Source organism: Oenococcus kitaharae DSM 17330 (assembly GCF_000241055.1).
Taxonomy (GTDB): Bacteria; Bacillota; Bacilli; order Lactobacillales; family Lactobacillaceae; genus Oenococcus; species Oenococcus kitaharae.
Genome location: NZ_CM001398.1, coordinates 1,536,221 through 1,551,956 on the forward strand (window position 1 = coordinate 1,536,221; position 15,736 = coordinate 1,551,956).

Annotated in this window: 11 protein-coding genes; 1 reads left to right on the forward strand and 10 read right to left on the reverse strand. The window is 43.4% G+C overall.

The annotated features are described in order from the left end of the window. Position 1: 1 nt before the first annotated feature. The 10 genes from pepV to metK all read right to left on the reverse strand — a co-directional run bounded on the left by pepV (position 2) and on the right by metK (position 14,745). Entirely contained in the window at positions 2-1,420 is a 1,419-nt protein-coding gene (pepV, locus tag OKIT_RS07730; RefSeq protein WP_007746674.1) for a dipeptidase PepV, read from the reverse strand. A 6-nt stretch (positions 1,421-1,426) separates the two neighbouring features. Further along, the gene (locus tag OKIT_RS07735; RefSeq protein WP_007746677.1) at positions 1,427-3,103 is read right to left on the reverse strand and encodes a putative polysaccharide biosynthesis protein; all 1,677 of its coding nucleotides are present in this window, start codon (positions 3,101-3,103) and stop codon (positions 1,427-1,429) included. Between the two features lie 29 nt (positions 3,104-3,132). Continuing rightward, positions 3,133-4,053 (reverse strand): ABC transporter ATP-binding protein, encoded by a 921-nt coding sequence (locus tag OKIT_RS07740; protein ID WP_007746679.1) that lies wholly within the window; start codon positions 4,051-4,053, stop codon positions 3,133-3,135. Then, positions 4,050-5,204, reverse strand: coding sequence for an ABC transporter ATP-binding protein (locus OKIT_RS07745; protein ID WP_007746680.1), 1,155 nt, complete (start codon positions 5,202-5,204; stop codon positions 4,050-4,052). Before OKIT_RS07745 ends, OKIT_RS07740 begins: the two co-directional genes overlap by 4 nt. 2 nt (positions 5,205-5,206) lie before the next feature. Beyond that, the gene (locus tag OKIT_RS07750) at positions 5,207-6,214 is read right to left on the reverse strand and encodes an ABC transporter permease (protein ID WP_007746681.1); all 1,008 of its coding nucleotides are present in this window, start codon (positions 6,212-6,214) and stop codon (positions 5,207-5,209) included. Continuing rightward, the gene (locus OKIT_RS07755) at positions 6,214-7,137 is read right to left on the reverse strand and encodes an ABC transporter permease (RefSeq protein ID WP_028291695.1); all 924 of its coding nucleotides are present in this window, start codon (positions 7,135-7,137) and stop codon (positions 6,214-6,216) included. Before OKIT_RS07755 ends, OKIT_RS07750 begins: the two co-directional genes overlap by 1 nt. 64 nt (positions 7,138-7,201) lie before the next feature. Then, positions 7,202-8,866 (reverse strand): peptide ABC transporter substrate-binding protein, encoded by a 1,665-nt coding sequence (locus tag OKIT_RS07760; RefSeq protein WP_007746688.1) that lies wholly within the window; start codon positions 8,864-8,866, stop codon positions 7,202-7,204. Between the two features lie 160 nt (positions 8,867-9,026). Next, positions 9,027-10,691 (reverse strand): peptide ABC transporter substrate-binding protein, encoded by a 1,665-nt coding sequence (locus OKIT_RS07765; RefSeq protein ID WP_007746691.1) that lies wholly within the window; start codon positions 10,689-10,691, stop codon positions 9,027-9,029. A gap of 235 nt (positions 10,692-10,926) precedes the next feature. Further along, entirely contained in the window at positions 10,927-13,359 is a 2,433-nt protein-coding gene (gene leuS, locus OKIT_RS07770) for a leucine--tRNA ligase (protein ID WP_007746693.1), read from the reverse strand. 219 nt (positions 13,360-13,578) lie between these two features. Further along, on the reverse strand, positions 13,579-14,745 hold the full coding sequence (gene metK / locus OKIT_RS07775; protein WP_007746695.1) for a methionine adenosyltransferase: 1,167 nt from the start codon (positions 14,743-14,745) through the stop codon (positions 13,579-13,581). A 187-nt stretch (positions 14,746-14,932) separates the two neighbouring features. Between metK and OKIT_RS07780 the strand changes: the two genes are divergently transcribed. After that, on the forward strand, positions 14,933-15,736 hold the full coding sequence (locus tag OKIT_RS07780) for a hypothetical protein (RefSeq protein ID WP_036593544.1): 804 nt from the start codon (positions 14,933-14,935) through the stop codon (positions 15,734-15,736).

The window sequence follows — 15,736 nt, forward strand, 5'->3', positions numbered from 1 at the left end:
CTTAATCCAGGTTGGCTAATTCATAGATGGCTTGCGCATAGATTGAATCTGCCAGTTTTAAGTCATCTATTTCAATATACTCGTTAGCTTGATGCATGGTCGATTCTCTTTGCGGGAACAGTGCACCGTAGCCGACACCACGCTTCATCAAACGGCCATAAGTACCACCACCGATTACCTGTTCGTGCCCTTTTTGACCAGTCTGTTCTTCATAAATACGCAGCAGGCTTTTGACCATCGGATCATCAGCAGGTACGTAATGCGGCGTTTGAGCAAAGCCTTTATTGACGAATTCTGCTGAAAGTCCCTCAGGCCGAGTCGAATTGAGTCCTTTCAAAATCGCCGCATTGCTGGTACTTTTTGGAAAACGAACATTGAGATTAATGAAACTATCAGCGTCTTGCTGAAAACGCATAATGCCAACGTTCATGGATAAATCGCCCATCAAATCATCATGCGAGGCGATACCTAATTTGCTGCCCTTTGGATCTTGGTGTGCAATACCACCCAGATAAGTCAAAAAAGCAGCCGCGCTTCCTTGGAAATCGTATTGGCGTAAGAAAGCTGCTAGGTAAGTGCCCGCATTTTCGCCGTCTTCCGGCCAGGCACCATGTGCTTGTTTGCCATTTACCGTCAAGCTGATCTGATTGCCCTCAACGACTGCCTGTCCGCTCAAGACATCATGTTTTGACAAGAAAGCCTGAAAATCCTGCACAATTTGGGAAAGATCCGTTAGCTGAACAATCGCAGTAGCTTTGCCAGGCACCATATTTGTCCGTTCACCTGCCTGAAACTTTAGTAAACGAATGTCTCCAGCGTTACTGCCCTGAAAATGAATTTCATATTGTGCCAGCCCTTTTTCGCCATTAATGATTGGAAATTCGGCATCAGGCGAAAAACCAAGCAAGGGCGCCGGTTCATGCTTAAAATAATAATCCATGCAAGTCCAATCATTTTCCTCGTCAGTACCCAAAATAAAGCGGACCTTATGCTTGAGCGGCAAAGCAAGGTCATGGACTGTTTTTAATGCATGATAGGCAGCCAAAGCCGGGCCCTTATCATCAGAACTGCCGCGGCCATAAAGGCGGCCGTTCTTTTCTACAGCAGTAAACGCATCCGTCGTCCAACCGTCTCCAGCAGGCATTTCATCAACATGGGCCAAAAGCGCAATATATTGATCGTCAGCGGATTCGGGTGCATATTCAACATACCCGACCAGATTAGCCAAATTATGAAATTCAAAACCGTCACGCTCGGCAAACTCACCAAACTTCAGCAATCCGTCACGCGGTCCAGGGCCTAACGGTGCACCTTCAACTGCTTGACTGTCGTCTCTGACGGAGGCAACCGCAATTAAATCTTTTAAATCAGCAATCAGCTGAGTCTGATTGGCCTGTACGGCTTCTTTCCAATTAGTCATATCAAGTTAATTCCTTTCTTTTAAAAAACGTGCCGGGATAAAACGCTGCAGCAAGTCGCCGGCAACTTTTAATTTGACCAGCAGCCAGATGCCGACTGCCCCGCCTGCCCCAACTGCCGGAATCAAGACAATAATCTGAGCAAATCTGGTAAGCGGCAGAACACTCTCTAGCCCTGTAACAACCAGCCAAGCAGTAACTAAAACCGAAATTGCAATAAGAACTGTTTTGAATAAATCATCTTGTGTGTCTGCGACATCAACCTGATAAAACCGCTTAATCGCTAAAGACAAATAACAGCAGCTGAAAACAAAGCCAATTAAAGTACTAAGCATGGCACCTGTGGCCTGGAATAAAAAGATCATCGGCAATTGGAAGACAATCTTCAAAATAAGACCATAAAGCAGTGACTTCACAGCTATTCTAGAATGATTCAGTCCTTGGATAATAAAGGCCAGTACTGTGAAAAAACCATAAAAAATCGCGACAACCGCGTTTACTCGCAAGAGGCCGACCCCTGCTTGAAGGTTCGGATCACTCGTGCCATAAAAGACTGTATACATAGGCAGTGCTACGGCATACAAACCAAAAGCACTCAGGAACATGGCCACATAAAATAAACGGTAAATGTTTTTTATTTGTTTGCGAACGCTCGGCACATCCCGATTAGCATAGGCATTAGAAAGCATCGGCAGACTTGTTTCAGCAATTGCCCCTGCGATCGGCACAATGATCAGCACTAATTTATTCGCATTAGCATTAAAACGTGCAAATTGCACAATTAATTCTTGGTCAGAAAAGGAGAAGAAACGGTTCATAGACACAAAAAAAGTATATTGATCAATTAATTGATAAAACGTGACCGCCGATGCCACGATAACAAATGGGATTGATTGTCTCAAAATATGCCAGATCAGCCTGCCGGCCTTAATGTGAATCTTCTTAAGAGATTGTCTGGCCTGCAAAATAAATTGGCCGCGCCGCAACGAAAAAGCGTATAAAAGATAAATAAGCCCCAGCAAAGCGCCTACAAAAGCTGCAAAAGTAGACTGTATAACCGCCCCTCGCCAATTATCAGCGTTGACACGCAAAACGACAAAAGTGCCGACCAGCATGTAAACAATCCGGGCAAATTGTTCGATAATCTGGCTAATAGCAGATTCCTTCATCATCTGGTTTCCCTGAAAAAACCCGCGAAACATTGACATAATCGGGAAAATAAACACAGCCGGAACCAAAGACCATAGCACCAGTGCCAAAGATTGATGGCCGGCAGCTAGTATTGGCGCCAAAAAGCCCAAAATCAAAGCTGACAGAATTCCTGTTAGTAACGCCACCTTCAATCCTTGCCAAAGCAGCCTCAAAGAAGTTTGTGCTTCTGAGATGGCATTGTAGTGTGCTACTAAATTACTGATCGCTGTCGGAATTCCGGCTGTTGAAATCATTAAAAAAAGTGCATAGATCGTATATCCCATGTTAAACAAGCCGTTAGCTTCCGTGGAATATCGGCCGATAATCATGGTCCAAGGAATAATATAGAGTGCCCCTAAGATACGCGAAAACAAATTGCCAAAACTCAGCCAAGCCGATCCTGCAACCAATTGTTTTTCTAAATTACCAGTATGAGTCACCGAAGACCCATGTGATTGTTTTTCCCTATTTTCCAAAAGAACAGCTGTTTCCATTTTACTAAAGAAGTGCAATAAAAAAGCAGTTAGTTTTTAGAAAACTCAGCTGCTTCTTCATCTGTTGACAAAACAAAATGTCCCGGATGGATCTCATGCATGGTACGAGCTTTTCCATCAGTCTCCATTGCTGGATCATAATCAATTGGCTCCCTAGCCAACTCAACCTCTGGATCTGGAATCGGAATTGCGCTTAGCAGGCTCTTTGTATAAGGATGGATCGGATGCCCATAAACTTCATCCGATGTCCCAATTTCCAATATTTTGCCCCAGTGCATGACTGCAATTCTATCGGAAATATACTTAACCATCGAAAGATCATGCGCAATGAACAAATAAGTGAGTTTTTCTTCTTTTTGAAGCTTCTTCATCAAATTCACCACTTGGGCTTGAATAGAAACATCCAAAGCAGAAATAGGCTCATCAGCAATAATGAACTTTGGCCTTACAGCTAAAGCCCTCGCAATGCCGATTCTTTGACGCTGCCCGCCGGAAAATTCATAAGGATAACGGCTGGCATGGTCTTCATTCAATCCGACCAGCTTTAACAAGCGTTCTACCTGTGCATCTCGGTCTGCTTTGTTTTTAGCTAAATGATGTATGTCGATACCTTCGGCAATGATATCCTTAACTTTCATTCGGCCATTCAAACTCGCTTGCGGATCTTGGAAGATCATTTGTGCATCTTTGCGAAACGTTTTTGCTTCAGCAGAAGATTGTTTCAAAACATCATGTCCCTCGAACTTAATTTCGCCACTTTGTGGTGTATACAATTTCAGGATAGTACGTCCGATTGTTGTCTTCCCTGATCCAGACTCGCCTACTAATCCGAAAACCTCGCCTTCATAAATGTCAAAACTGACATTATCGATCGCTTTGACTTCATTGGCCTTCCCAGGATTGAAGGATAATTTTAAATTCTTAACTTCGAGAATTTTTTTGTCCGTCATGCTTGATCCTTTCTGGCTAATTCAGCACCAGACTTTGGGCTAGCCGTTTCTTTAGCTGTCTTTTTCCTACCAGGAACGCCTGATTTAGAAATTTTAGGAAAATTATCTTTCCCAGCAATTTTCTTCCACTTGGCCCAACGCTTTAAAATGGCCGCTGGCGGTGTCACTTTGGGCGCACGCTTATCAAGCAGCCAAGTAGCGGCATAATGCGTATCACTAACTTGGAAGAACGGTGGTTCTTCCTCATAATCAATGTCCAAAGCATACTTATTACGTGCTGCAAAAGCATCACCTTTAGGCGGATCAAGCAGATCCGGAGGCGTACCAGGAATTGAAGAAAGCTCATCTGTTTCAATGTCGGTCGTCGGCATTGAATCCAAAAGTCCCCATGTATAAGGATGCTGAGGATTATAGAAAATTTCCTGTGTAGTGCCGTATTCAACGATTTTGCCTGCATACATGACAGCTACCTTATCAGCCATACCAGCAACAACACCTAAATCATGCGTAATAAAAATAATCGAAGAATCGATTTCAGATTGAATACCCTTCATCAGATGCAGAATTTGTGCCTGAATCGTAACATCAAGAGCAGTAGTTGGTTCATCAGCAATTAAAATGCCAGGATTACCAGCTAAGGCAATCGCAATCACGGCACGTTGACGCATACCGCCAGACCACTGGTGCGGATAATCATTAAAATGTTCTGATGCATTGGGAATACCAACCTGCTCCATTAATTTCAAAGCACGGTCGGCAGCTAATTTATCATCGGCATTTTCATCATGGAGCAGAATCACTTCCATAATCTGTTTGCCGATCTTCATGGTTGGATCCAAGCTGGTCATAGGATCTTGAAAGATCATCGCAATTTCGCCGCCACGCAGTTCTTCGAACTCGTCTTCGTCAAACTTCAGCAAATCTTTTCCTTTATAGAAAATATTGCCGGATGAAATGGTGGCATTACCAGCATTCAAGCCCATTAAGGTATGCGTAGTAACAGATTTTCCGGAACCGGATTCGCCAACAATCGCCAGCGTCTGCCCTTGATATAGGTCAAAGGAAACGTCACGAATTGCTCGAACTGTACCAGCATAGGTATGAAATTCTACTGACAAATTTTTAACTTGTAATATTGGTTTTTCTGGCATCATCAATCCTCACTGCTTTTAGGATCAAAAGCGTCTCTTAAACCATCACCAAATAGGTAGAAAGCTAAGGAAATTAATACTAATACGGTGCCGGGAATAAAAATAAGATAGGGATAGTACTGCAATTGATCTCGAGCATCATTAATCATGGAACCCAAAGAAGACGTTGGCGGTTGAACACCAAGACCCAAAGCGGATAGAATCGCTTCAGAAGTAATAGACTGGGGAATCGTCATCATTAACTGCACGATGATCGTTGAACTGATATTCGGAATAATATGTTTTAAAGCAATTTTGAGAGGTCTTTCACCCAAAACAGTTGCGGCCAAAACATAATCCTGCTCTTTGACTGATAGGGTCTGGGCACGGATCTGACGCGCCATATTGATCCAGCCACTTAAAATCAAAGAAATAATAACCGACCAAATGCCGGCACCCAGCAACAACGTAAACAGGGTGACAATGACAATAAAAGGCACAGAACTCAAAATTTCAATGATACGCTGCAAGACAAGGTCTATCCATCCGCCCTTCCAGGCTGAATAGACACCATAGCTGACACCAATGATCAAGTCTCCCAAAGACGAAACCAAGGCGATTGTTAGAGAAATACGCATACCGACAATAACTCTTTTTGCAATAGAGCGGCCAGTCTGGTCGGTTCCTAGAATAAAGTTACGCCCTGCGGGAACATTTTGATCCTCATAAGGGTCATCTGAACCATGTTTCCCCTGCCAGCCAGGAATCGGCAAACCAGACTTAGGCGGCAAATTTTTATAAATTGAAATTTCATTAGGGTTAAAACGATTGGCCTGATTCTGACTCAAAAACGGAATCATAATAATCGTAAAAACAGAGATCACAATCAAGAACCACATCGAGATAATGGCTGCCTTGTTCTTTTTTAAACGACGCCATGCATCCTGCCAGAAGGTCAATGATGGTTTTTCAATTTTTTCATTATCAGCACCAGCTTCGATACCGACGACTTGGAAGTTTTCCTCAGCCATTATCTATTTCCTCCAAAACGAATTCTCGGGTCGGCAATCGCAGTCGCAATATCACCAATTAAAATCATTACCTGAAGCATTACCGTATAAACGATCGTAGTGCCCATAATCACCGGATAATCCTTTGAAGAAATCGAAGCCACAAACTGATTTCCAATTCCAGGAATAGAATAAATCGTCTCAATCAAGGCGGAGCCCGTTAACAGACCGGCTGTTAATGGACCTAATAACGTTAATACCGGAATCAAAGAATTTCGGACGGCGTGCTTCAAAATTACCTGTCCCTCATTAAGTCCCTTGGCATAAGCCAATTGGATCTGATCTGAGTCCAGAGTCTCTAGCGTTTGAGATCGTGTAAAACGAGCAACAAAGGCAATCACGCCCATGCCGAGCGCGAGAGTCGGCAATACACTGGACATCCATGAATCCCAGCCGGTAATCGGGAAAATAGGAAAATCAATTGCGAAGAAGACCATCAGCAGCATAGCAAGCAGGAAATCAGGCAATGCCGTGAAAATCAGCGTTACTACACTAAGGCTATAATCTGTAGCAGTGTTTTTCCTCATGGCCTGCCATGTACCAACATACATTCCTAGCGGAACACCAACGATCAGAGCCTGAAAGCCTAACTGCATTGAAACCGGCAGCCGTTGGCCAATCATGAGAGAAACACTTTGCCCTGTATTAATGTAAGAAGTACCAAAGTCGAAATGCAGTGCATTCACTAGATACTGCCAAAACTGAACCAGAACTGGTTTATCCAATCCATATTGCCTGCTTAAAGCGGCAATTTGAGAAGCTGAGAGCTTCGGATTATTAAAGGGGGAACCTGGCATCCACCGCATCATGATAAACGTCAGAGCCGTAACCACAAACACGGTTACCACCATCATTGCTATTCTCTTTAAGATGTATCTTGCCATACCTTCGCCCTTTTTCAATTCAATATGTAGGAGAAAACCCAAAAGGGTTTTCTCAAAAACAATGTTACTTAGTCTTGCTTGCATTCCAGAAATAATATGGTGCGCCAGATGAGAAGTACTGAACACCCTTCACATTAGATTTAGAAAGCGTAGCCGCGTTCATCCAATCAACAGGGTTGACAGCTGCTTGATCATACAGAATCTTTTCTGATTTGATCTCGTTTGAAATACGACTCTTGTTGTTCAAAGCAAACTTGACAGATGCATTTTGAATCGTCTGGTCATAAGCTTTGTTAGTCCACTTGCCATCGTTATTCGGGCCATCGGTCACGAACATATTCAAGAAGGTTTGCGGTTCAGCATAATCAGCACCCCATGCTGTCAAAAGAACATCGAAGTTTTGATTAATCGCATCCTGCAGACGCTGCTTGAAAGGCACAAACTTTTCTTTAACTGTCAAACCTGGCAGTTGCTGCCATGATTGTTGAATTGTATCAACAGTCGGCTTGGTAGTCGAGGAATCAGCCGATGCTTCAACAGTCAACGTGAGTTTTGACATGCCAAGCTCTTTCATACCTTGGGCAAACAGGCGACGTGCCCTTGCAATATTGTAAGTGTATGAAGTTGACTTAGCAGCTGCCTTGGCGAAATCACTATTCGTATCAGTTAATGCCAAGCCTGCTGGTGTCATACCAGTAGCAGCTGTATCCAAACCTTCGGAAATCGCTTGAGAAATTGAACGGCGATCAGTAGCCAAGTTCAAAGCCTGACGAATCTTCAAGTTAGTCAATGCACGAACAGTACCAGTCTGGTTATATTCAATGTAATCAGTCCGGGAATCGTTCTGAATCTTAAAGTCCTTAGCATTCCGATACTTCTTAATCTGTTCAGGTGTACCAAGCGTTGTCTGATCAAGCTGGCCCTTGTTATAAAGCGCCAGTGAGGCCGTTGGATCCATGATAACTCTGAAGTCAACGCCGTCATTTTTAACTGCTTTGGCATTCCAATAATTCTTGTTTGGAACTAACTTGAAACGTTTGTTAGAACCATTCCAGCCAACGAAGGTATAAGGGCCGCTGTAGACTTGCCGAGCAGAACTCGTACCAACTTTTTTGCCTAATGGTGCAACGAACTTTTTGTCTTGGGCGAAGAACACTGGAAAGGCCATTAAGTTTTCAAACTGAGGCATTGGATGCTCCAACGTCACAACCAAGGTGGTACTATTTTCAGCTTTAATGCCTAATGAATTCAAATTCTTGTTCTTGCCGGAATTGATCGCATCGGCATTCTTGATACCGGAATAAATATATGCGTACTGGCTAGCCGTCTTAGGACTTACCGTGCGGCGCCATCCGTATACAAAGTCGGATGCTGTCAGCGGATCACCGTTGGACCACTTCAGACCCTTGCGCAGATTGAAAGTCCAAGTCAAGCCGTCTTTTGAGTGCGACCAGGTTTTTGCCAAACCTGCTGCAGGCGCGCCATTAGCTTTTCTTGAAAGCAGACCCTGCTGTACGTTACCAGCGACTTCAAACGCGTACTGATCTGTCATCTGAGACAAATCCTGCGTCGTCATATCAGTTGGCAGATACTCGTTTAAAGTATTTGTACTTGTTGCTGAATTGCCATTACGCGTAACGCCGTAAACGACGCCGCCAATGACAACAACGGCAACAACTGCAGTGACAGCAGCTTTCTTACCTGTTGACCATTTTTTCTTTTTTGCCATTAAATTTACTCTCTCCCTTTTAGAATTTTATCTCCCCTTAAAAGTGAAAATAAAATTGAATTATTATATGCGCTAATTTTCTAAAAAATCAAGTCGCGAATTGTCAAGATTTAACAATTTAATAGAACAAACGCCGATATAACAAGGATTGAGAAATTTTTTACTTTGTCCGATGAGCGTCCATGTAGTAGTAGCTGGCGCCCGAAGAGAAGAAGTGAATACCCTTAACCTTCGGGTTGTGAAGCTGAGCTGAGTTGACCCAGTAAACAGGGTTGACAGCAGCTTGATCATACAGAATCTTTTCAGACTCGACTTCGTTTGCAATCCGCTTCTTGTTATTCAAAGCATATTTAGCAGATGCATTGGTAATCGTCTGATCGAACTGCTTATTTGTCCAGCCGCCATCATTGTTTGGTCCGCCTGTAACAAACAGATTCAAGAAGGTCTGTGCTTCAGCATAGTCAGCATACCAAGCAGCCAGCATAACATCAAAGTTGTGGTTTGTCTGGTCTTGCAGACGCTGCTTAAACGGCACAAGCTTTTCTTTGACAGTCAAACCTGGCAATTGCTGCCATGACTGCTGAATGGTATCCAAGCTTGGCTTTGCGACTGCAGAATCAGAGGTAGCCTCAATTGTCAGAGTAACGCTTGTCAAACCTAATTCTTTCATGCCTTGAGCAAATAATCTCTTAGCTCTAGCAACGTTGTAGGTATAGTTAGTACCCTTAGCAGCTGTCTTAGCAAAGTCTGCACCTGTATCGGTACGTGCCAGCCCTGCTGGTGTAACACCAGTTGCAGCTGTATCCAAACCTTCAGAAATAGAATTAGCAATACCACTGCGGTCTGTCGCCAAATTCAAGGCCTGACGAATCTTCAAGTTAGTCAATGCTTTTACTCTGCCAGTCTGGTTGTATTCGATATAGTTCAAACCAGATTGCGGGATAACCTGCAGTGCCTTAGAATTCTTGTACTTTCTGATCTGTTCTGGTGTGCTCAAAGTAACCGAATCTAGCGAACCCTTGTTATAAAGAGCCAAGGAAGCTGTCGGATCGGTAATAACACGATAGTTGACACCATCATTTTTAACAGCTTTAGCATTCCAATAGTTCTTGTTTGGAACCAGCTTGAAGCTCTTGTTAGAACCATTCCAACCAACAAAACGATATGGGCCGCTATAAACCTGTCGAGCCGAACTAGTTCCGACTTTCTTGCCCAAAGGCGCTTCGAATTTCTGATCCTGAGCAAAGAACACTGGGAAGGCCATCAAGTTTTCAAACTGGGGCATTGGGTGTTCCAAAGTAACAACCAGCGTTGTAGCACCCTTAGCTGTAATACCCAAAGAATTCAAGTTCTTATCTTTACCAGAATTAATCGCATCGGCATTCTTGATACCAGAATAGATATAAGCATACTGGCTTGCCGTCTTCGGGCTAACCGTACGACGCCAAGCATAGACGAAATCACGTGCAGTCAGCGAATCCCCGTTTGACCACTTCAAGCCCGGACGCAAATGGAATGTCCAAGTCAAACCATCTTTAGAATGCGACCAAGTCTTGGCCAAGCCGGCTTTAGGACTGCCGTCAGGATTACGTGATAGTAATCCTTCTTGTGCGTTTCCAGCGACTTCAAAAGCATAACTATCAGTCATCTGCGACAAATCCTGTGTCGTCATATCGGCACCAAGATATTCGTTAATAACGTTCGTTCCTGTCGCTGACTTGCCATTGCGTGTCACCCCATAAACGACACCGCCAATGACAACAACCGCAACTACGGCTGTAATCCCGACTTTAGCACCAGTCGACATTTTCTTCTTTTTTGCCATTAATAATCTCTCCTCCGCTTCTAGTTTCACCATGACAGTGAAAATAAAATTGCGTCATTATATGCGCAGCAAAAGTCGAAAATCAAGTAATATGTCAGCTTTTCTAACAAAAAATACGTACTTTTCGTAGGCGTTTTTTGACCAAAAAAGCCCAAAAAACGCAAATGTAACCGCTTAAATATGACAATATTACAAATAAAAAAGATTCTCACTGAGAACCTTTGGATTGTCTAACTTATTTCACGACAATATTAATAATTTTTCCGGGAATCGCAATCACTTTAACAACCTGTTTGCCTGCTAATTGTTTTTTAACTTCCGCGTCTGCTCGAGCTAATTCAGCTAAATCCTGCGATGAAATTTTGACTGGGCTCGTAATTTTAGATCTAACATGCCCATTAATCTGCACAGCCATTTCAATTTGTTCCTCAGCCAAAGCCGAGGCATCATAAGTCGGCCAAGCAGCATAAGTAATCGTTTCCTGGTGACCCATCCGCTGCCACAGCTCTTCAGTTAGGTGCGGTGCGACTGGATTAAGCAGTTGTAAAAAGGCATCCATATATTTTTTAGGCAGCTGATCATCTTTAAAACATTCGTTGATAAAGACCATCATTTGCGAAATTGCGGTATTAAAATGCATAGCCGAATAATCATCAGTCACTTTTTTAACTGTTTGGTTATAGATTTTGTCCAGTTTGCCATCATTTTCATCAACAATTGCCGGATTAATACCCTCTCCGTCATTTGTGAAAATACGCCAAACACGATCCAGATATCGACGAATACCCGCCAGACTATCGGTATTCCAGGGCTTGGATTGAGTCAGCGGCCCCATGAACATCTCATAGACACGTAGTGCATCGGCACCATATTCAGCCACAATATCATCAGGATTAACCACATTGCCCTTGGATTTGGACATTTTTTCATGATTTTCGCCAAGAATCATGCCCTGATTGACTAATTTTTGGAATGGTTCTTTAGTAGGGACGACACCGATATCATATAAGAATTTATGCCAAAAACGTGCGTAAAGCAGATGCAAAACGGCATGCTCAGCACCACCGACGTAAAGATCAACATTCATCCAATACTTCAATTTCGCTGGATCCGCGAGTACCTGTGCATTATGCGGATCAATATAACGCAAGAAATACCATGAGGAACCGGCCCATTGCGGCATCGTATTGGTCTCGCGGCGTCCGACGACACCGTCTTCCCGCGTTACTTTCAGCCATTCCGTATCGTTTGCCAAGGGTGATTCGCCATTGCCGGATGGTTTCATTTGTTCTTGATTTAGATGCGGCAGACGCAAAGGCAGCTGATCTTCGGGGACTAAGGTCTGAGTGCCGTCTTCCCAATGAATCACAGGAATAGGCTCGCCCCAATAGCGCTGACGCGAAAAAATCCAATCGCGTAGTTTGTAATTCACCTGTTGATGACCGACTTTATTCTCCTGCAGCCAATCGATCGCTTTAGCAATCGCACTTTTTTTGTCCAAACCATCTAAAAAGCCAGAATTGACATGCAGGCCATCCCCTGTATAAGCTTCTTTTTCAATATCACCGCCAGCAATGACCGCTTTAATCGGCAGATGAAACTTTTTAGCAAAATCATAATCACGCGTATCGTGTGCCGGCACAGCCATGATGGCACCCGTACCATAACTAGAAAGCACATAATCAGCAATCCAAATTGGTAATTTTTCTCCGTTAATCGGGTTAATCCCATAGGCGCCCGTGAAGACACCAGTCTTTTCTTTGGATAAATCGGTTCGTTCCAAATCGGACTTAGAGGCAATCTTAGCCTGGTATGCAGCCACTGCGTCTTTTTGCCCGTCAGTCGTAATTTGTGCAACCAGCGGGTGCTCGGGAGCTAGAACCATATAAGTAGCACCGAAAAGCGTATCGGGTCGAGTCGTGTAAACTTCGACTTGTGCGTTTTTATTGCCATCAACTGCAAAAAAGACTGAAGCACCAACCGACTTGCCAATCCAATTACGCTGCTGTTCTTTAATCGCTTCGGGCCAGTCCAAATCGTCTAAATCGCTAAGAAGCCGGTCAGCATATTTGGTAATTCTTAAGACCCACTGACGCATAGGCACACGGTAGACAGGATAGCCGCCACGCTCCGTCTTGCCGTCAATGACTTCCTCGTTAGCGACAACACTGCCGCCTCCTGGAAAATCAGGCGCCCAATTGACCATGACTTTGTCTTCGTAGGCTAGGCCCTTTTTATAAAGCTGTTCAAAGATCCATTGAGTCCATTTATAGTATTCAGGATCAGTGGTATTGATTTCACGATCCCAATCATATGAAAAACCCAGAGATTTAATCTGTGTCTTGAAGTGTTTGATATTTTCATTCGTAAAATCAGCCGGATTGTGCCCAGTCTTGATCGCATATTGTTCAGCTGGCAGGCCAAAAGCGTCCCAGCCCATTGGCTGAAGCACGTTAAAGCCCAGCATCCGTTTAAAACGTGCCATAATGTCTGTTGCTGTATAAGATTCCGGATGGCCAACATGCAGCCCCTGTCCAGAAGGATACGGGAACATGTTCATAACATAATATTTTTTCTTGCCGGAACTTTCCGGAGCCGTTTTGAAGGTCTTATGCTCATCCCAATAGTTTTGCCACTTTTTTTCAATGGCTTTGTGATCGTAGCTCATAAATTCCTCTCATTTCTTGGATGCCAAACAAAAAATCCGCCTGTAAATAATCACAGGACGGATTTTCCGCGGTACCACCTGAATTCGCTGACGCGCACTCAATATTTTAATTAGTCTACCCTCAGCCGAGTTCGATTTTCGAACATGCAGACTCGCAATAACCGTCTGCTCCCTGTAATGCTTTCAAATCTAATACTGCTAATTGCTTTTCATTATAACTTACTTTTCAATCAAAGCCTTGATTTTATCAACCTGATCCAATTTTTCCCATGGCAAATCAAGATCTGAACGCCCAAAGTGGCCAAATGTTGCTGTCTGCAAATAAATCGGCCGGCGCAGATCAAGCTGGTTAATAATAGCTAGCGGCCGAAAATCAAATAACTGATCAATAATTGCGTAAATTTGATCCAATGGCACTTTTTCAGTGCCGAAGGTATCAAGATTAATCGAGACCGGTTGAGCAACACCAATTGCATAACCAACCTGAATTTCCAATTGTTCCGCCAAACCGGCTGCAACCAAGTTTTTAGCAACGTAGCGGGCATAATAAGCACCAGAACGGTCCACTTTAGTAGCATCTTTACCAGAAAAAGCACCGCCGCCATGATGTGCAGCACCACCATAAGTATCGACAATAATTTTACGTCCGGTCAAGCCAGAATCAGCTTGAGGGCCGCCCAAAGACCACAGCCCAGCCGGATTAATAAAGAATTTAGTATTTTCATCAACCAGTTCAGTGGGCAGAACCGGTGCAATCACATCTTCTGTGATCCGTGCACGTAAATCTTCAAGCTCGATTCCTTCGATATGCTGAGCCGATAAAACAACCGCAGAAATGCGTTTCGGTTTGCCATCATCCCCATATTCGACGGACACCTCTCCTTTTCCATCAGGACGCAGATAACTGGCAGAACCGCCCTTTTGACGAACAATTTTTAATTGCTTCATCAATTTATGTGATAACTGCAGGGCTAACGGAATATAATCGCTAGTCTCATTATCGGCATAACCATAAATAATCCCCTGGTCACCTGCGCCGAGCTGATCCGGGTCATCATCTGCCTGACTAACAGCTTTGGAAATTTCTTTTGATTGTTCTACGATTTGATTGGAGATGTTGACCGAATCATAGGTGAAACCAAGTTTTGGTTCGACGTAACCAATATTTTTGATCGTCTGAGTCGCAATTTCGCGGACATTGACATAAGCTGTGGTCGATAGTTCTCCAAAAATCGACACATTGCCTGTCGAAACCGTGACTTCAATCGCGCTTCTCGCCATTGGATCTTGTTTTAGAACTTCGTCTAAAATCGCATCGGCGATTTGGTCGGCAACTTTATCCGGATGCCCAACAGCAACGGACTCGCTAGTAAAAAATTTTCTCATTATTAAAATTCTCTTTCCAACAAAAACAGACCGCAGGGCCTGTCTAGACCCTATCGTTTACCACAGGGGCACCTTACCAGAGCAGGTTGCCGGCAGATTATCGGGTGGTATCCCTAGCTGCACTCAAAATAGGTTTAACTGTTAATGTTAATTAAAGTGTAGCGAATTTCATTTATAATTGCTAATGATGGATTCAAAAAATTTGAAAAAGAATTTAGCCCATACAGATGCAGCCGCAAGCAGTTCGATGATTTCAGCATCTGTGAGAAACAGCCGCTTCAAGGGCCGAATATTCCCTTTGTTAATGACTTTATTGGCTTTTAATACAGCTTGGTGGCACTATTCCGATATTAATCAGAATGTTAGTCAGCTGTTTGTAAAAAATGGTACTACCTGGCTTTTGCTCTTTTATACAGTACTGATTGCACTGGCATTTTTTGCCAGCTTTAGTCAAAACAGCTTTAGGTTCTCTGGTGTAGTGTTGACTATTTTATCGGGTCTGCCAATCCTTTTCATAGGGAATCGATTGGATTCTCATATTTCCGAACTGCTGCTTCTCATTTCAGCTTTCCTGTTGCTGCTGCAGATTCATGCTTTTAATCTGAAGTCTGTGTATGGTATGCTCGCTTTTTCCTTTATGGCCGGAGCGGCCGTCCCAACAGCTATCTTCTGTTTGCAAAATGGTCACGTTAATCGTGCATTTCTGTACTCTTTGATTCCGCTCAGTATGACTTTCGCCTTCTTCTTAACACCGATTTTCATCCCTAAAGGCTTATTTAAAAGCGTTTTGTCAATGCTGATCGGCCTAGCCTTAATTATTTATACGCTCACGGAAGCTGTCAACGTTTGGTTTTTCTTAAATCTCCTGGTGTTACTGCTCACTTGGGCTATATTTATTAATTTAAAACTGAAAGCTAAATATCATTTATCCATATATCTCACTATGATGTTTCTATCTATTTTGTTCTTGACAGCACAGATGAGCCTTTGA

Coding starts and splice junctions, on each gene's coding strand:
- OKIT_RS07765 (WP_007746691.1), bottom strand. CDS start 10,691: ATGGCAAAAAAGAAGAAAATGTCGACTGGTGCTAAAGTCGGGATTACA.
- OKIT_RS07780 (WP_036593544.1), top strand. CDS start 14,933: ATGGATTCAAAAAATTTGAAAAAGAATTTAGCCCATACAGATGCAGCC.
- OKIT_RS07735 (WP_007746677.1), bottom strand. CDS start 3,103: ATGGAAACAGCTGTTCTTTTGGAAAATAGGGAAAAACAATCACATGGG.
- metK (WP_007746695.1), bottom strand. CDS start 14,745: ATGAGAAAATTTTTTACTAGCGAGTCCGTTGCTGTTGGGCATCCGGAT.
- OKIT_RS07755 (WP_028291695.1), bottom strand. CDS start 7,137: ATGGCAAGATACATCTTAAAGAGAATAGCAATGATGGTGGTAACCGTG.
- OKIT_RS07760 (WP_007746688.1), bottom strand. CDS start 8,866: ATGGCAAAAAAGAAAAAATGGTCAACAGGTAAGAAAGCTGCTGTCACT.
- OKIT_RS07750 (WP_007746681.1), bottom strand. CDS start 6,214: ATGGCTGAGGAAAACTTCCAAGTCGTCGGTATCGAAGCTGGTGCTGAT.
- pepV (WP_007746674.1), bottom strand. CDS start 1,420: ATGACTAATTGGAAAGAAGCCGTACAGGCCAATCAGACTCAGCTGATT.
- OKIT_RS07740 (WP_007746679.1), bottom strand. CDS start 4,053: ATGACGGACAAAAAAATTCTCGAAGTTAAGAATTTAAAATTATCCTTC.
- OKIT_RS07745 (WP_007746680.1), bottom strand. CDS start 5,204: ATGCCAGAAAAACCAATATTACAAGTTAAAAATTTGTCAGTAGAATTT.
- leuS (WP_007746693.1), bottom strand. CDS start 13,359: ATGAGCTACGATCACAAAGCCATTGAAAAAAAGTGGCAAAACTATTGG.